General features: G+C 69.4%; 14 protein-coding genes. 7 read left to right on the forward strand and 7 right to left on the reverse strand.

Annotated features, from left to right (window positions below):
* The first annotated feature begins 80 nt into the window (after positions 1-80).
* The 4 genes from prfB to ACE3Q2_RS12595 all read left to right on the forward strand — a co-directional run bounded on the left by prfB (position 81) and on the right by ACE3Q2_RS12595 (position 6,122).
* Positions 81-1,203, forward strand: a protein-coding gene (gene prfB, locus ACE3Q2_RS12580; protein WP_374474368.1) for a peptide chain release factor 2 whose coding sequence is annotated in 2 segments (ribosomal slippage) — positions 81-152 and positions 154-1,203 — 1,122 coding nt in all. Because the reading frame shifts where the segments join, the coding sequence is not laid out codon by codon here.
* Between the two features lie 35 nt (positions 1,204-1,238).
* Positions 1,239-2,756, forward strand: a complete 1,518-nt coding sequence (gene lysS, locus ACE3Q2_RS12585) for a lysine--tRNA ligase (protein WP_231693965.1) — start codon at positions 1,239-1,241, stop codon at positions 2,754-2,756.
* A 104-nt stretch (positions 2,757-2,860) separates the two neighbouring features.
* Positions 2,861-3,928: an HD domain-containing phosphohydrolase gene (locus ACE3Q2_RS12590; RefSeq protein ID WP_374474377.1), complete on the forward strand. Its 1,068-nt coding sequence runs from the start codon at positions 2,861-2,863 to the stop codon at positions 3,926-3,928.
* Between the two features lie 22 nt (positions 3,929-3,950).
* Positions 3,951-6,122 carry an ATP-binding protein gene (locus tag ACE3Q2_RS12595; protein ID WP_374474370.1) on the forward strand — a complete coding sequence of 724 codons (2,172 nt, stop codon included), beginning with the start codon at positions 3,951-3,953 and terminating at the stop codon, positions 6,120-6,122.
* A gap of 18 nt (positions 6,123-6,140) precedes the next feature.
* Here the strand turns inward: ACE3Q2_RS12595 and ACE3Q2_RS12600 are convergent, their stop codons facing one another.
* The gene (locus ACE3Q2_RS12600; protein WP_231693962.1) at positions 6,141-7,061 is read right to left on the reverse strand and encodes a crotonase/enoyl-CoA hydratase family protein; all 921 of its coding nucleotides are present in this window, start codon (positions 7,059-7,061) and stop codon (positions 6,141-6,143) included.
* 161 nt (positions 7,062-7,222) lie between these two features.
* On the reverse strand, positions 7,223-8,902 hold the full coding sequence (locus tag ACE3Q2_RS12605) for a long-chain fatty acid--CoA ligase (RefSeq protein WP_231693961.1): 1,680 nt from the start codon (positions 8,900-8,902) through the stop codon (positions 7,223-7,225).
* A 157-nt stretch (positions 8,903-9,059) separates the two neighbouring features.
* Here ACE3Q2_RS12605 and ACE3Q2_RS12610 point away from each other — a divergent pair, with 157 nt between their 5' ends.
* Positions 9,060-9,455: a nuclear transport factor 2 family protein gene (locus ACE3Q2_RS12610; protein ID WP_374474371.1), complete on the forward strand. Its 396-nt coding sequence runs from the start codon at positions 9,060-9,062 to the stop codon at positions 9,453-9,455.
* Between the two features lie 130 nt (positions 9,456-9,585).
* On the opposite strand, the gene acnA is transcribed toward ACE3Q2_RS12610, so the two are convergent.
* The 5 genes from acnA to ACE3Q2_RS12635 form a co-directional block, all read right to left on the reverse strand.
* Positions 9,586-12,336 (reverse strand): aconitate hydratase AcnA, encoded by a 2,751-nt coding sequence (gene acnA / locus ACE3Q2_RS12615; protein WP_374474373.1) that lies wholly within the window; start codon positions 12,334-12,336, stop codon positions 9,586-9,588.
* Positions 12,337-12,456: 120 nt separating this feature from the next.
* The gene (gene hflD / locus ACE3Q2_RS12620; RefSeq protein ID WP_374474374.1) at positions 12,457-13,068 is read right to left on the reverse strand and encodes a high frequency lysogenization protein HflD; all 612 of its coding nucleotides are present in this window, start codon (positions 13,066-13,068) and stop codon (positions 12,457-12,459) included.
* Positions 13,068-14,183 carry a tRNA 2-thiouridine(34) synthase MnmA gene (mnmA, locus tag ACE3Q2_RS12625; protein ID WP_231693957.1) on the reverse strand — a complete coding sequence of 372 codons (1,116 nt, stop codon included), beginning with the start codon at positions 14,181-14,183 and terminating at the stop codon, positions 13,068-13,070. Before mnmA ends, hflD begins: the two co-directional genes overlap by 1 nt.
* Entirely contained in the window at positions 14,180-14,644 is a 465-nt protein-coding gene (locus ACE3Q2_RS12630) for an NUDIX hydrolase (RefSeq protein WP_231693956.1), read from the reverse strand. Before ACE3Q2_RS12630 ends, mnmA begins: the two co-directional genes overlap by 4 nt.
* A complete protein-coding gene (locus tag ACE3Q2_RS12635; RefSeq protein WP_231693955.1) occupies positions 14,641-15,108 on the reverse strand; it encodes a hypothetical protein in 468 nt (155 codons plus the stop codon). Before ACE3Q2_RS12635 ends, ACE3Q2_RS12630 begins: the two co-directional genes overlap by 4 nt.
* A 121-nt stretch (positions 15,109-15,229) precedes the next feature.
* Here ACE3Q2_RS12635 and clpS point away from each other — a divergent pair, with 121 nt between their 5' ends.
* Entirely contained in the window at positions 15,230-15,556 is a 327-nt protein-coding gene (gene clpS, locus ACE3Q2_RS12640) for an ATP-dependent Clp protease adapter ClpS (RefSeq protein WP_231693954.1), read from the forward strand.
* A 38-nt stretch (positions 15,557-15,594) separates the two neighbouring features.
* The coding region (locus tag ACE3Q2_RS12645) for an AAA family ATPase (protein WP_374474376.1) at positions 15,595-17,239 on the forward strand (1,645 nt) is incomplete at its 3' end.

Genomic DNA, 17,239 nt, shown 5'->3' on the forward strand with positions numbered 1-17,239 from the left:
CGGCGGCCCCCACCCCCGCTCCTACAAAAGGGGGTGGTGCTATCATTTGCGGCCTTTCGTGACACCAACCGCAGGACACCATGGAACTCAATCCCGTCCGCCAGCGCATCGCCGACCTCCGGGGCCGGCTGGATTCGCTCAGGGGGTATCTTTGACTTCGACCTCAAGGTCGAACGTCTCGAGGAAGTAAACCGGGAGCTGGAAAGCCCCGACGTCTGGAACGACCCCGAACGCGCCCAGGGCCTGGGCCGCGAGCGCGCCTCGCTCGAGAAGGTGGTCAACGGCATCCGCAGCCTCACCGACGGCCTCGTCGGCGCCAACGAGCTGCTTGAACTGGCGGAAATGGAGGACGACGAGGACACCGCGTCCGCCGTCGTCGAGGACGTCGAGAAGTACGCCCGCGAGGTCGACAAGCTCGAGTTCCAGCGCATGTTCTCCGGCAAGATGGACTCGGCCAACGCCTTCGTCGACATCCAGGCCGGCGCCGGCGGCACCGAGGCCCAGGACTGGGCCGAGATGCTGCTGCGCATGTACCTGCGCTGGTGCGAATCGCGCGGCTGGAAGACCGAGCTGATGGAAGTCAGCGGCGGCGAGGTGGCCGGCATCAAGTCCGCCACCTTCCGCGTCGAGGGCGACTTCGCCTACGGCTGGCTCAAGACCGAGACCGGCGTGCACCGCCTGGTGCGCAAGTCGCCGTTCGACTCCGACAACCGCCGGCACACCAGCTTCACCTCGGTGTTCGTGTCGCCGGAAGTGGACGACAACATCGACATCACCATCAACCCGGCCGACCTCAAGACCGACGTGTACCGCTCGTCCGGCGCCGGCGGCCAGCACGTGAACAAGACCGAGTCGGCGGTGCGCATCACGCACGTGCCCACCGGCATCGTGGTGGCCTGCCAGACCGGCCGCAGCCAGCATTCCAACCGCGACACCGCGATGAAGATGCTCGCCGCCAAGCTCTACGAGCTCGAGATCCAGAAGCGCAACGCCGAGAAGGACGCGGTGGAGGCCACCAAGTCCGACATCGGCTGGGGCAGCCAGATCCGCAACTACGTGCTCGACCAGAGCCGCATCAAGGACCTGCGCACCGGCATCGAACGCTCCGACACCCAGAAGGTGCTCGACGGCGACCTCGCCGAATTCATCGACGCCACCCTCAGGGCCGGCCGGGAAGTCGGCGCGAACCGCGCCGACGCCTGAGCCACCGCGCCCCACCACCCACGAACGACACCGCCATGACCGACCAGCCGAGCCAGACCCCGCCCGCCGCCGACGAGAACAGCCTGATCGCCGAGCGCCGCGCGAAACTCTCGGCCCTGCGCGGGCAGGGCGTGGCCTTCCCGAACGACTTCGTGCGCGCCGACTACGCCGGCGACCTGCAGGCCGAGTTCGCCGACAAGGAAACCTGGACCGCCGAGAAGCTCGAAGCGCTCGACCGCCGCGTGGCCCTGGCCGGCCGCCTGATGGCCAAGCGCGTGATGGGCAAGGCCAGCTTCGCCCAGATCCAGGACATGAGCGGCCGCATCCAGCTCTACCTGCAGGGCGCCGACCTGGGCGAGGCCTACGAGGCCTTCAAGGGCTGGGACGTGGGCGACATCGTGGCGGTGCAGGGCGGGCTCACCCGCACCCGCACCGGCGAGCTGTCGGTGAAGGCCGGCGCTCTGCGCCTGCTGACCAAGTCGCTGCGCCCGCTGCCGGACAAGTTCCATGGCCTGGCCGACGTCGAGCAGCGCTACCGCATGCGCTACGTCGACCTGGTGATGAACCCGGAGGCGCGCGAGGTGTTCGTGCAGCGTTCGCGCATCGTCTCGGCCATGCGCGCCTGGCTCGACGCGCGCCGCTTCCTGGAAGTGGAGACGCCGATGATGCATTACATCCCCGGCGGCGCCACGGCCAAGCCCTTCGTCACCCACCACAACGCGCTGGGCCTGGACCTGTACCTGCGCGTGGCGCCCGAGCTCTACCTCAAGCGCCTGGTGGTGGGCGGCATGGAGCGCGTGTACGAGATCAACCGCAACTTCCGCAACGAGGGCGTGTCCACCCGGCACAACCCCGAGTTCACCATGCTCGAGCTGTACGAGGCCTACGCCACCTACCACGAGGTGATGGACCTCACCGAGGGCCTGATCCGCGACGTGGCGGTGAAGGCGCGCGGCACCGCGCAGCTGCAGTGGGAAGACATGGCCATCGACCTGGGCCCGGCCTTCCGCCGCTGGTCCATGACCGACGCCGTGCTGCACCACAACCCGGAAATCTCCCGCGAAGAACTGCGTGATGTGCAGGCCATGCGCGGCCACTGCGCCCGCCTTGGCATCAAGGTCAAGGAAAGCTACGGCTGGGGCAAGCTGCTGCTCGAGGTCTTCGAGAAGACGGTCGAGCACACCCTGGTGCAGCCGACCTTCATCACCGACCACCCGGTGGAGGTGAGCCCGCTGGCCCGCGCCTCCGACCGCGACCCGCAACTGACCGACCGCTTCGAGCTGTTCGTCGGCGGCCGCGAGATCGCCAACGGCTTCTCCGAGCTCAACGACCCGGAAGACCAGAAGGCGCGCTTCCTGGCCCAGGTGGAGGCCAAGGAAGGCGGCGACGACGAGGCCATGCATTTCGACGCCGACTACATCAGGGCGCTGGAGTACGGCATGGCCCCCACCGGCGGCCTGGGCATCGGCATCGACCGGCTGGTGATGCTCATCACCAACTCGGCCTCCATCCGCGACGTGCTGCTGTTCCCGTACATGCGCCCCGAGGCCTGAGCCGGGTCCTGTTGCACTGCGCAAAGTAGCGGGGCTAACGCCTTGCCGGGGAAAGAATTCCGGGAGTAAGCTGGGGTCGTTGCCGCCCCACGCGGCTTGGCGCCCTGCGCCCGGAGTCCCATGTGAACGTCCTGATCGTCGATGACCAGCCCTCGCAGCGGACGATGTTCCGCCACCTGCTGGAGGACATCAGTCCCGAAGTGAAGGTCACCGACTTCGGCGACCCGGTGGAGGCCCTGCTGTGGTCGCAGCGCAGCTCGCCCGACCTGCTGCTGCTCGACTACCGCATGCCCAAGCTCGACGGCCTGGAGTTCGCGCGCCGTTTCCGCCGCCCGCTGTCGCACCGCGACGTGCCCATCATCCTGATCACCGTGGTGGGCGACGAGCCCATCCGCAACGCCGCGCTCGAGGCCGGCGTCATCGATTTCCTGGTCAAGCCGGTGCGTCCGCGCGAACTGCGTTCGCGCTGCCGCAACCTGCTGGCGCTGCGCCAGCAGCAGCAGAACCTCAAGAGCCGCGCCCACGAACTCGAGCGCCAGCTGCTGGCGCGCATGCACGAGCTCGACGAACGCGAGCGCGAGATCCTGCACCGCCTGGCCAAGGCCACGGCCTTCCGCGACGCCACCTCGGTGGCCAGCTTCGAGCGCCTGGGCCGCTACGCCGGCCTGATCGCCGAGGCCATGGGCCTGGGCGAGGACGAAGTGCGCATGATCGAGCTGGCCGCGCCGCTGCACGACATCGGCAAGCTCGGCATCTCCGACGCCATCCTGCGCAAGCCCGGCAAGCTCGACCCCGCCGAGTTCGAGGAGGTCAAGCGCCACCCGCGCCTGGGCTACGAACTGCTCAGCGACAGCAGCAGCCGCTTCGTGCAGGTCGGCGCCACCAGCGCCCTGGGCCACCAGGAGCGCTGGGACGGCAGCGGCTACCCGGCCGGCCTGGCCGGCGAGGACATCCCGCTGCCGGCGCGCATCGTGGCGGTGGCCGACGTGCTCGACGCCATGACCTCGGACCGCCCGTGGCGCAAGGCGCTGCCGCTGGCCGAGGCCTTCGCATTCCTGCAGGCGCAGTCGGGCGTGCTGTTCGACCCGGCGGTGGTGGACGCGCTGATGGCGCGCCGCGAGCGGGTGCAGGAAATCTTCGCCTTCCTCTCGCCGACGCGCTCGCTCGGCTAGTCCCAGCCCCCGCGGCGGCCCCGTGAACGCCTCCCTCCAGCGCCTCGCCGACCGGTTCCGGAACCGGCCCGACAGCGAGCATGGCCAGGCGATCACCCGCGTGGTGGTCACGGCGGTCATCCTGGTCTACCTGCTGGGCGTGACCTCCACGGCCGAGGTCGCCAACGAACCGCTGCGCCTGGTCTTCATTTTCTTCGCCATCGAGTTCGTGGTGGGCCTGGGCATCCTGGCCTCCATCGCCATCCGCCCCGGCGTGGCGCACGTGCGGCGCGTGCTGGGCATGCTGCTCGACTACGGCATGATGGGCGCGGCCATGCACGTGCTCGGCGAGTCGCTGGCGCCAGTGTACGTGGTGCTGATGTGGGTCACCATCGGCAACGGCCTGCGCTTCGGCGAACGCTACCTGGTGGCGGCCATCCTGATCGCCAGCGCCAGCTTCCTGGGCGTGCTGCTCAGCACCCCGTACTGGCAGCAGAACCAGATGCTCGGCTGGGGCCTGCTGCTCGGCCTCACCGCCATCCCGGCCTACCTCACCTCGCTGCTGCGCGCGCTGACCCGCGCCACCGAGGAGGCCAAGCGCGCCAACGAGGCCAAGAGCCGCTTCCTGGCCAACATGAGCCACGAGTTCCGTACGCCGCTCAACGGCATCGTCGGCATGTCGCAGCTGCTCAGCACCACGCGCCTGAGCAAGGAGCAGCGCGAGTGCACCGAAGTCATCCAGACCTCGGCGCGGGCGCTGCTGGCGCTGGTGGAGGACGTGCTCGACATCTCGGCCATCGAGGCCGGCAAGCTGCGCCTGAACGTCGAGGACTTCCAGCTGCGCGAGCTCACCCGCGGCGTGCAGGTGATGCTGCAGCCGGCGGCGGCGGCCAAGGGCCTGGCCTTCACCGTGAACGTGTCCGACCGCGTGCCCGACGGCCTGCGCGGCGACGTGGACCACCTGCGCCAGATCCTGGTGAACCTGCTCAACAACGCCATCAAGTTCACCGACGTGGGCAAGGTGACGCTGGATGTCGGCCTGGCGGCGCCGCGCAAGCGCGAGCTGGCGGAAGCCGGCAAGGCGGCGCCCGAGATCATGCTGCGCTTCTCGGTGCGCGACACCGGCATCGGCATCCCGCTGGAGGCCCAGAAGCGGCTGTTCGAGGCTTTCGAACAGGTGGATACCGCCAAGACCCGCCGCCACGGCGGCACCGGCCTGGGCACCACCATCGCCAAGGGCCTGGCCGAAACCATGGGCGGCCGGCTGGGCTTCGAGAGCGAGGAGGGCGCCGGCTCACACTTCTGGGTCGAGCTGCCGTATTCGCTGGTCGACGCCGGTTCGCAGGCGGTGGCCGCGGCGCCGGCCAACGTCATCGCCTTCGACGACCCGTTCGTGCGCCACCGGGCCCGGGTCAAGCCGCTGCACACGCTGATCGCCGACGACCACGCCGCCAACCGCATGGTGCTGCGCCGCCTGCTGGAGAAGGCCGGGCACCACGTCGAGGAAGTCGAGTCCGGCGACGAAGTGCTGGCCCTGCTCACCGAGCGCGACTTCGACGCGGTGCTGGTGGACCTGCACATGCCCGGCGTCAGCGGCCTGGACGTGATGCGCGAGGTGCGGGTGATGGAAGCCGGCGGCAGCCGCCGCACGCCCTTCCTGGTGCTCACCGCCGACGTCACGCCGGAGGCCATCCAGGCCTGCGAACAGGCCGGCGCGCGCGCCTTCCTGCCCAAGCCCATCGTCGCCGGGCGCCTGCTGGAGGCACTGGCCGAGGTCGCCACCGGCGGCAACGAGGCCTCGCCGGCGAACGAAGAGAAGGGCGCCGCCGCCGTCGAGCAGGTGGTGCTGGACGACACCGTGCTGGGCGAACTGGCCGAGCTCAACCTCGGCAAGGATTTCGTGGCGAACTTCGTGCAGCAGTGCGTGCGCGATGCGCTGCGCTGCCTGGGTTCGCTGGAGCAGTGCGGCCAGTCGGCCGACTGGGACGGGTTCCGGGACCACTGCCACGCGCTCAAGGGCGTGGCCGGCAACCTGGGCATGTCGCGGGTGGCGACGCTGGGTTACGAGATCATGCAGCTGCCGAACTGGCAGCTCGCCAAGGATTGGCGCGCACGCGAACGCGCGCTGCGCGAGCAGTTCGAACTGGCCCGCGAGGCCCTGTCCCGGCTGCCCCCCCGGTCGGGGGGGCAGCGCTCGGACGACGCCTCGGGCTGAGCCCCAGGCCGGGGCGCGTCAGAGGGCGGCGGCGAGCGAAGTGGCCGCGGCCGCCTCGTTCGAACGGCGCTCCTGCGCCTTCACCAGGCGTTCCATCGTGCGCAGCGACTTCTCGCCCAGCTGCAGCGCGGTGTCCACCCAGATCTCGGTGATGCGCATCAGTTCTTCCATTGGCACCGGCGTGGCGTAGTCGCGCACCCGCTGCATGGCCAGGCGGGCGTGCGGCGAGCGGCGGTGGCTGCGCAGCAGGTCCTGCACCGCCTGCACGCCCTGGCCCTTGGGCACCAGCACGTCGACGATGCCCATCTCGTACATCTGCTCGCTGGTGTAGACGGTGCCGTCGAGCATCAGCTTCTCGGCCTGCACCGGGCTGACCCGGCGGCACAGGAAGGAGTAGGCGCCCATGCCCGGGAACAGGTCGAACAGCACCTCCGGGAAGCCCATGCCGACGCCGGCCTCGGCAACGATGGTCTGGCAGGACAGGGCGAGCTCGAGGCCGCCGCCCAGCGCGTCGCCCTGAACCAGGGCGATGGTGTCGACGCGGCCGCCGAGCTGGGTGTGCAGGTGGTACACGCCCTCCACGCACATGCGGGCGTAGGCGAGCAGGGAGGCGCGGTCGCGCTCGCGAATGAGACGGGCGAAGAGCTCGAGGTCGCCGCCCAGGTTGAAGGCGCTGGCGTCGGAGGTGACCACCAGGTGGTCCAGGCCGGGCTCGCGGCCGTCGATGGCGGTCTGCTGGCTGCGCTGGCCGACGCCGGCCAGGTAGTCGCGCATGTCCTTCATCAGGTCGAGCGTGAAGCAGGGGCGGCGGCGCGCGCCGTCGTTGGCACGCTCGGCGTGCATGTACATCCAGCTGGTGCGGGTGCCCGGGTCTTCCTGGGTCCGCAGGGTACGGTAGGCGAAGGGGCGGGGATTGTGCAGTTCGACGACGGGGCTCATGGTCGTGTCCTCGGGGCTCATGGGGGCGGCTGGCCGCCCGCATGGCGCGTGGGACCGGGCGGCGGTTAAGGAACCGTTAGGCTCCTCCGCCCGATTCTAGACCCTGTTCAGCCCCCGTTGTAAACCGCCCCCTGTTTGGTGTAGGCGGCGCCCCGGTTCGTTCAGGCCTTGGCCGCGGAATCGCGCAGCTCCCGGCGCAGGATCTTCCCGACGTTGGACTTGGGCAGTTCCGTGCGGAATTCGACGTAGCGCGGGTGCTTGTAGCCGGTGAGCTGCTCCCGGCAGAAGTCCTTCACCTGCTCGGCGGTGAGCGCCGGATCCTTGCGCACGATGACCACCTTCACCGCTTCGCCGGACTTGTCGTCGGGCACGCCGACGGCGGCCACCTCGAGCACGCCGGGCATCAGCGCGATGACGTCCTCGACCTCGTTCGGGTACACGTTGAAGCCCGAGACCAGGATCATGTCCTTCTTGCGGTCGACGATGTAGAAGAAGCCCTGCGGGTCCATCTTCGCCATGTCGCCGGTGTGCAGCCAGCCCTCGGCGTCGATCACCTTGGCGGTTTCCTCGGGGCGCTGCCAGTAACCGGCCATGACCTGCGGGCCCTTGATGCACAGCTCGCCCACTTCGCCGACCGGCAGCATGCGGCCCTCGTCGTCCTTGACGCAGGCGTCGGTGGACGGGATGGGCAGGCCGATGGCGCCGTTGTATTCCGGCAGGTCCATCGGGTTGATGCAGGCGGCGGGCGAGGTCTCGGTCAGGCCGTAGGCCTCGACCAGGGTGACGCCGGTGACCTTCTTCCAGCGCTCGGCCACCGCGCGCTGCACGGCCATGCCGCCGCCCAGGGTGAGGTGCAGGCGCGAGAAATCCACCTGGTCGAAGCCGGGCGTGTTGAGCAGGCCGTTGAACAGCGTGTTCACGCCGGTGATGGCGGTGAACGGGATCTTCCTGAGCTCGGCGACGAAGCCCTTCATGTCGCGCGGGTTGGTGATCAGGTAGTTCAGGCCGCCGAACTTCATGAAGACCAGGCAGTTCGCCGTCAACGCAAAGATGTGGTACAGCGGCAGGGCGGTGATGATCACCTCCTTGCCCATGGTGGCGTTGGTGCCGATCCACACCGACGACTGCTGCATGTTCGCCACCAGGTTGCGGTGGGTCAGCATGGCGCCCTTGGCGACGCCGGTGGTGCCGCCGGTGTACTGCAGGAAGGCGATGTCGGAGCCGCGGATGTCGATGGCCGGCAGCTTGTGGCGTGCGCCGAGGGCCAGTGTCTCGTTGAAGCGCACGTGGCCGGGCAGGTCGTATTCCGGCACTTCCTTGCGCACGTGGCGCAGCACGAAGTTGATCAGCGGGCCCTTGGGGAAGCCGAGCATGTCGCCCACGCCGGTGACGATGACCTGCTTCAGCGAAGTCTCGGCGACGACGTCGGCCACGACGTGGGCGAAGTTCTCGAGCACGACGATGGCGCTGGCGCCGGAGTCGGTGAGCTGGTGCCTGAGCTCGCGGGCGGTGTACATCGGGTTGGTGTTGACCACCGTGAGCCCGGCCCGCAGCACGCCGAAGATGGCGATGGGGTACTGCAGGATGTTGGGCATCATCAGGGCGACGCGGTCACCCTTCTTGAGCTTGAGCTCATGCAGCAGGTAGTTCGCGAACTGGGTGCTGAGCCGGTCGATCTCGGCGTAGGTGAGCTTCTTGCCGAAATTGGCGAAGGCCGGGTTGTCGCGGTAGTCGCGGCAGGTTTCCTCGAGCACCGACACGATCGACGGGTATTTCTCCAGGTCGACCTCGGGGGCGATACCCTTCGGATAGTTGGCCAGCCAAGGACGTTCGAAACCCATGCACTTCCCCTCGATTCCCGATGCCTGCACCCCTCGGCGCGAAACGCACGCGTGCGCCGCGAATTGGAGTATTCGCTCGATTGGAGCATACCCCTCGGGGTCAGGCAAGGCGCGCCCCGTATGGTTTCGCGCGGCCTTCACGACTGCCTTTTGCGTCGTGCTGGCGCTGGCCGCGGGCTGTCGCCGCGAGGCGCCCGAAGAGGCGCTGCGCGCCCGCATCGCCGGCCTGGAACAGGCCATCGAGGCGCGCGACGCCGACGCACTTGCCGAGGGCCTGGCCGAGGACTTCGCCGGCCCCGACGGCATGGACCGCGACCGCCTGCGGCGCACGGCGGCCCTGGTCTGGCTGCGCGACCGCGAGGTCGGGGTGGTCCTGGGCCCGGTCGAAGTGGAGCTGGTGGGCGACCGCGCGAAGGCGAGTTTCACCGCGGCCACCCGCGGCGGCGAAGGCCTGTTGCCCGACCGGGCGCAGGTGTACCGGGTCGAGACCGGCTGGCGGCTCGACGACGGCGAGTGGCGGCTGATCTCGGCCCGCTGGGAGCCGGCGCTCTGACACCGATCTTGCAGGAGGGGCGTAAGGCGCGGACCGTTTGGGGGGGGGGCGTCGGGGCGGCAGGCCCCCCCACAAAAAAAAAAGCCCACCGGGGGGGGGGGCCTTTCTGGGTCCGCCGGGCGCCGCGGTATCAGGCCGCCTTGCGGGCGGCCAGCTGGCGCAGCACGTAGTGCAGGATGCCGCCGTGGCGGAAGTACTCGACTTCCTTCGGCGTCAGCAGCAGCACCTTGACCTGGAAGCGCAGCTCGGTGCCGTCCGGGCGGGTGGCGACCACGGTCGCCTCCTTGGCGGCGCCGTCCTGCAGGCCGGTGATCGAGACCACCTCGTCGCCCTTCAGGCCCAGGGTCTGGGCGTTCTGGCCCTCGAGGAACTGGCAGGGCAGCACGCCCATGCCGACCAGGTTCGAGCGGTGGATGCGCTCGAAGCTCTCGGCCACGACCGCCTTCACGCCCAGCAGGTTGGTGCCCTTGGCCGCCCAGTCGCGCGACGAGCCGGTGCCGTACTCCTTGCCCGCGAACACCACCAGCGGCACGCCCTCGGCCTTGTACTTCATGGCCGCGTCGTAGATCGCCAGCTTCTCGCCGGTGGGGTAGTGGATGGTGTTGCCGCCTTCCTCGCCGCCCAGCATCAGGTTCTTGATGCGGATGTTGGCGAAGGTGCCGCGCACCATCACGTCGTCGTTGCCGCGGCGCGAGCCGTAGCTGTTGAAGTCGGCCGGCTGCACGCCGCGCGCCTGCAGGAAGCGGCCCGCCGGCGAGCTGGCCTTGATGTTGCCGGCCGGGCTGATGTGGTCGGTGGTGATCGAGTCGCCGAAGATGCCCATGACGCGGGCGCCCTGGATGTCGGCGATCGAGCCCACGGCCATCTTCATGCCGTCGAAGTAGGGCGGGTTCTTGATGTAGGTGGAGGCGTCGTCCCAGGCGAACTTGGCGCCGTCCGGCGAGGCGATCTGGTTCCAGCGGGTGTCGCCGCCGAAGACGTTGGCGTAGTTGTGCTTGAACATCTCGGGGCCGACGGTCTTGGCGATGAAGTCGCCGATTTCCTTGTTCGAGGGCCAGATGTCCTTGAGGTACACCGGCTGGCCGTCGCTGCCCGTGCCCAGCGGCTCGGTGGTCAGGTCGATGTCGGTGGTGCCGGCGATGGCGTAGGCGACCACCAGCGGCGGCGAGGCCAGGTAGTTCATCTTCACTTCGGCGTGCACGCGGCCTTCGAAGTTGCGGTTGCCCGAGAGCACCGAGGTGACCACCAGGTCGTTCTCGGCGATGCCCTTGGAGACTTCCTCGGGCAGCGGGCCGGAGTTGCCGATGCAGGTGGTGCAGCCGTAGCCCACCACGTGGAAGCCGAGCTGCTCGAGGTCGGCGAGCACGCCGGCCTTCTTCAGGTAGTCGGTGACCACCAGCGAGCCCGGGCCGAGCGAGGTCTTGACCCACGGCGCGGCCTTGAGGCCCTTGGCCACGGCGTTGCGGGCCAGCAGGCCGGCGCCGAGCATCACCGCCGGGTTGGAGGTGTTGGTGCAGGAGGTGATGGCCGCGATGACCACGGAACCGTCGGTCAGGTGCGCGTCCTGGTCCTTGATGCGGATCTTGGACTTCGGCTTGGAAGCCAGGTGGTCGGCCTGGTGCTGGTGGCCGCCCTCGGAATCCATGCGCGCCACGTCGCCGTTCTTCTGCTTGCGGCTGGCGGTGAGGCCGCCGAGGTTGGCGTTGAAGTTGGCCTTCATGTCGCTCAGCAGCACGCGGTCCTGCGGGCGCTTCGGGCCGGCCAGCGAGGGCTTCACCTCGCCCATGTCGAGGCTCAGGGTGGAGCTGTACTCGGCCTCGGGCTGGCCCGGGGTGCGCCACAGGCCCTGGGCCTGGGCATAGGCCTTGACCAGCGCGACCTGGGCGTCGTCGCGGCCGGAGAGGCGCAGGTAGTTCAGCGATTCCTCGTCCACCGGGAAGATGCCGCAGGTGGCGCCGTATTCCGGGGCCATGTTGGCGATGGTGGCGCGGTCGGCCAGCGGCAGGTGGTCCAGGCCGTCGCCGAAGAACTCGACGAACTTGCCGACCACGCCGTGCTTGCGCAGCATCTGGGTGACGGTGAGCACCAGGTCGGTGGCGGTGGCGCCCTCGGGCAGCCTGCCGGTGAGCTTGAAGCCCACGACCTGCGGGATGAGCATCGAGCTCGGCTGGCCCAGCATGGCGGCCTCGGCCTCGATGCCGCCGACGCCCCAGCCCAGGACGCCGATGCCGTTGATCATGGTGGTGTGCGAGTCGGTGCCGAACACGGTGTCCGGGTAGGCGTAGAGCACGCCGTCCTTTTCACCCGTCATCACCACGCGCGCCAGGTGCTCGAGGTTGACCTGGTGCACGATGCCGGTGTTCGGCGGCACGACCTTGAAGTTGTCGAAGGCCTTCTGGCCCCAGCGCAGGAAGCTGTAGCGCTCCTGGTTGCGCTCGAACTCGATCTTGCCGTTGAGGTCCAGCGCCTCGGGCTTGCCGAACACGTCCACCTGCACCGAGTGGTCGATGACCAGCTCGGAGGGGATGAGCGGGTTAATCTGGTCGGCGTTGCCGCCGAGCTTGACCACGGCATCGCGCATGGCGGCCAGGTCGACCACGCAGGGCACGCCGGTGAAGTCCTGCAGCACCACGCGGGCGGGCATGAAGGCGATCTCGGTGTCCGGCTCCTTCTTCGCGTCCCAGGTGGCCACGGCCTCGATGTGCTCCTTGCCCACCGTCATGCCGCCGTCTTCGCAGCGCAGGAGGTTTTCGAGCAGGATCTTCATCGAATACGGCAGGCGGGCCAGGTTGAAGCGCTGGCCGAGCTTGGCGAGGCTGAAGTAGGTGTAGGTCGTGCCGTTGACGGCCAATTGGTCGCGGGTCGCGAAGGAGTCGCTCATGGACAGGCTCCGGGCTGGTTCGTGGGGGCTGGGAGTGGCGCGCAGTGTGGCCGCGTCAGCCCGGTATTATGCCCCAAACCATACCCCGCCGTCCGCTGCGGGCGGCGCCGCGGGCGCGACTCAGCGTGTCGCGTCGAGCCAGTCGCGGGCCGCCTGCACCAGCGCGCGGCGGCCGAACAGGAAGTCCCAGTAGCTGCCGCCGAGCTGGCGCCAGAGCACCGCGGCGCGGACCGCGGCGAGCAGGGTGGCGCGCACTTCGCCCACCACGTCGGGCTGGCCCAGGTACACCGGGTTGCCCTGCACCAGCACGCGCGGGCCGACCGGGCTCACTTCGCGGGCGTAGAGCTCGCCCAGCCGCGCCAGCACCGTCGGGTGCGTCGGGCCCCAGTGCTCGCGCTGGCGCGCGATGTCCTTCAGGCCCTCGTGCACCGCGCCGGGCGCGCGGCCGTGGCCGATGAACTTGCGCTCGAGGTGCAGCACGGTCATGGCCATGCGCGTCACAGCGGCGTCGCGGCCGGCGCCGCCCTCGAGCTGGTTGACCAGCCGGCCCAGGCCCACGCGCAGGTTGCCGGCGCCGCCGAACACCGCCTCGGGCGACTCGGCGTCGAAGCGGAACAGGCTGTCGATGCTGGCGCCCAGCGGGCCGGTTTCGGCCTGGCCGTTCTGGGCCATCTGCTGCACCAGGTGCACGGCCTGCAGCAGGCCGGCGAGGGCGAGGGCGCGTTCCTTCATCACGGGCGGGTCTTGGCTTCCAGGGGGGCGTCGGTGCGGGCGATCACGGCGCCACCGAGGCATTCGTCGCCCTGGTAGAGCACCACGGACTGGCCGGGGGTGACCGCGCGCTGCGGGGACGCGAAGGCTACGGAAAGCGACCCGTCCGCGTCCACCTCCACCGTGCAGGGCTGGTCGGCCTGGCGGTAGCGGGTCTTGGCGGTGCACGCGAAGCGGGTGGCGGGCGGCGCGCCCGCGACCCAGTGCGCCGGCTCCGAATGCAGGTGGTTCGAGAGCAGCCAGGGGCTGTCGGCGCCCTGGTCGACGTAGACCACGTTGGCGTGCACGTCCTTGCCCACCACGTACCAGGGCGCCGCGGCGCGGCCCTTCACGCCGCCGATGTTCAGGCCCTCGCGCTGGCCCAGGGTGTAGTACCAGGCGCCGGCGTGTTCGCCCACCACCACGCCGTCCACGTCGCGGATGGCACCGGGGCGGGCGGGCAGGTAGCGGCCCAGGAACTCGCGGAAATCACGTTCGCCGATGAAGCAGATGCCGGTGGAGTCCTTCTTGGCCGCGGTGGGCAGGCCGGCCTCGGTGGCCAGGCGGCGCACCTCGGCCTTGGGCAGGTGGCCGATCGGGAACAGCGTGGCGGCCAGCTGGGCCTGGCCCAGCTGGTGCAGGAAATAGCTCTGGTCCTTGCCTTCGTCGGCGCCGCGCAGCAGCACCCAGCGACCGTCGCGCCGGGCCACCTGCGCGTAATGGCCGGTGGCGATGCACTCGGCACCCAGGGCGTGGGCTTCGTCCAGGAAGGTCTTGAACTTGATCTCGCGGTTGCAGAGCACGTCCGGGTTGGGCGTGCGCCCGGCCCGGTACTCGTCCAGGAAGTGCTGGAACACGTCCTTCCAGTACTCGGCGGCGAAGTTGCGGGTGTGGAAGGGGATGCCGAGCAGGCCGGCGATGCGCAGCGCGTCGCGGCGGTCCTCGGCCGCGCGGCATTCGCCGCCGGCGTCGTCGGCGTCGTCCCAGTTCTGCATGAACAGGCCGGCCAGGGATTCGCCCTGGCGCTGCAGCAGCAGGGCCGCGACCGAGGAATCCACGCCGCCGGACAGGCCGACGATGACCCGCGCGGGCCTCATGCGCAGTGCGTCAGGGCCTGCAGCGGCAGCCGGCGCCCGGACAGGAAGTCTTCGGCGACCTTCCAGACCAGCGGGCTGCGGTGGCGGGCCGATTCGGCCGCCAGTTCCGCTGGCGTGAGCCACAGCGCCTGCACGATGCCGTCGTCGAGCGGGCGTTCGGGATGGTGGCGGAGCGGCTCGGCCGCGAAGGCCATGCGCAGGAAATGCTTGCCGTCGCGCGGGGAGGTCCACTGGTAGGCGCCGATGAAGGCGGTCAGCGCGACCTCCCAGCCCGTTTCCTCGAGGGTTTCACGCAGGGCCGCCTCCGCCAGGCTTTCGTCGGGCTCGAGGTGCCCGGCGGGCTGGTTCAGCACCCGCTCGCCCCGCACCTGTTCCTCGACGACCAGCAGGCGGCCGTCGCGCACCACCACGGTGGCGACGGTCACGTCCGGCTGCCAGAAGCGGCCGCTGCGATAGCTCAAAGATCGTCCTTGCCGGTGAGGTCGAGCTCGACCGCGTCGGCCGCGCTGGCCGCCAGGTCGATGGCCTCGTCCAGGGCGTCGGCGCTGGCGTCGGCCGGGATCTTGATGACCAGCATGGCCACGCGCTCCTGCTTCACCCAGGAGCCGAGCTTGAGGGTGTTGCTGCGCTCGAGCAGGTCGTTGGCGATGGCGGCCGGGAAGGCGGCGCCCTCGGCCTGGTAGCCGGGCGACCAGATCTCGCGCACGCGCTGGTGGTTGGTGGATTCGACCACGGAGCGGACCCAGACCAGCTGGGTGCGGCCGTTGCCGACGTTGACGGTGATCTGGAAGTCGCCATCGTCGTCGATGGTGAAGGGGGTGCCCTTCTTCTCGAGCTGCGCCTTCACGACGGAGTCATGGTCGGCGGCGGAGAGCGGGGCGGCGAACAGCAGGGCAGCGGCGATGCAAGCGGTAAGCAGGCGCATGGCGTGGTCTCTGGTTGGGTGGCCGGCGGGACTCCGGCCCGGCCATTCTCGGCGGAAAACCTCGTGGCCGTCCACGAGGGCGGGGCGTTACCGCCGGTCCGGCGCGACTTATACTGGCGCCATGCCCCAAGACCCCCACCCGGAACGCGAGCGCGACCACGGACTGGCGGTGGAATCCGCCCGACCCGAGGTCGTGCGGCCGCCGCTTTACCAGGTCGTCCTGCTCAACGACGACTTCACCCCCATGGACTTCGTGGTCGAGGTCCTGCAGTCCTTCTTCGCCATGAACCGGGAGAAGGCCACCCAGGTCATGCTCCACGTGCACACCCGCGGCAAGGGCGTTTGCGGCGTGTACACGCGCGAGGTGGCTGAATCCAAAGTTACCCAGGTCAACGAGTTCTCCAGGCAGCACCAGCACCCCCTGTTGTGCACCATGGAAAAAGCCTAGGCTGGCCCCATATCGGAGCAAACGTTCCGGAGTAGCCCATGTTCAGCAAGGACCTCGAGTACACCATCGGCCAGTGCTACAAGCAGGCCCGCGAAGCCCGCCATGAGTTCATGACGGTCGAGCACCTGCTGCTGGCGCTGCTCGACAACCCGTCCGCGGCCGGCGTGCTCAAGGCCTGCGGCGCCGACCAGCCCAAGCTGGCCACCGGGCTGCGCCAGATCATCGCCGACACCGTGCCGGTGCTGCCGGCCGACGACCCGCGCGACACCCAGCCCACTCTGGGCTTCCAGCGCGTGCTCCAGCGCGCCGTCTACCACGTGCAGTCCTCGGGCAAGAAGGAAGTCACCGGCGCCAACGTGCTGGTGGCCATCTTCGGCGAGAAGGACTCGCACGCGGTGTATTTCCTCAACCAGCAGGAAATCACCCGCCTGGACGTGGTGAACTACCTCTCGCACGGCATCGCCAAGATCGGCGACGGCGCCGAGGAGAAGCCCGCGCCCGAGGCCAAGCCGGAAGGCGAGGAGGGCGGCGAGGCCAAGGGCAACCCGCTGCAGGAGTTCGCCTCCAACCTCAACGAGCTGGCGAAGGAAGGCAAGATCGACCCGCTGATCGGCCGCGAGGACGAGGTCGAGCGCACCATCCAGGTGCTCTGCCGCCGCCGCAAGAACAACCCGCTCTACGTCGGCGAGGCCGGCGTGGGCAAGACCGCGCTGGCCGAGGGCCTGGCCTGGCGCATCGTCGAGGGCAAGGTCCCGGCGGTGCTCAAGGACGCGGTCATCTATTCGCTCGACCTGGGCGCGCTGGTGGCCGGCACCAAGTACCGCGGCGACTTCGAGAAGCGCCTGAAGGCCGTGATCCAGCAGATCCGCAAGGAGCCGGGCGCCATCCTGTTCGTGGACGAGATCCACACCATCATCGGCGCCGGTTCGGCGTCGGGTGGCACCATGGACGCCTCCAACCTGATCAAGCCGGTCCTGCAGAGCGGCGAGCTGCGCTGCATCGGCTCGACCACGTTCCAGGAATACCGCGGAGTGTTCGAGAAGGACCGCGCGCTGGCCCGCCGCTTCCAGAAGATCGACGTGGTCGAGCCCACCGTGGCCGAGGCCGTGGCCATCCTCAATGGCCTCAAGACCCGCTTCGAGGCCCACCACGAGGTGGAATACGCCGCCGACGCCCTGCAGGCGGCGGTGGACCTGTCGGTCAAGCACATCAACGACCGCCTGCTGCCGGACAAGGCCATCGACGTCATCGACGAGGCCGGCGCGCGCCAGCGCCTGCTGGGCGAGGACAAGCGCAAGAAGGTGGTGGACGTCGAGGAGATCGAGCTGATCGTGGCCAAGATGGCCCGCATCCCGACCAAGCAGGTCAGCGCCTCCGACAAGGACGTGCTCAAGAACCTCGAGCGCAACCTCAAGATGGTCATCTTCGGCCAGGACCCGGCCATCGAGACCCTGGTCTCGGCCATCAAGCTGGCCCGCTCCGGCCTGGCCAACCCCGACAAGCCGATCGGCAACTTCCTGTTTGCCGGCCCCACCGGCGTGGGCAAGACCGAGGTCACCAAGCAGCTGGCCATGCAGCTGGGCATCGAGCTGGTGCGCTTCGACATGTCCGAGTACATGGAGGCGCACTCGGTGAGCCGCCTGATCGGCGCGCCCCCGGGCTACGTCGGCTTCGACCAGGGCG

The organism is Arenimonas sp. (genome assembly GCF_041913985.1).
GTDB lineage: Bacteria > Pseudomonadota > Gammaproteobacteria > Xanthomonadales > Xanthomonadaceae > Arenimonas.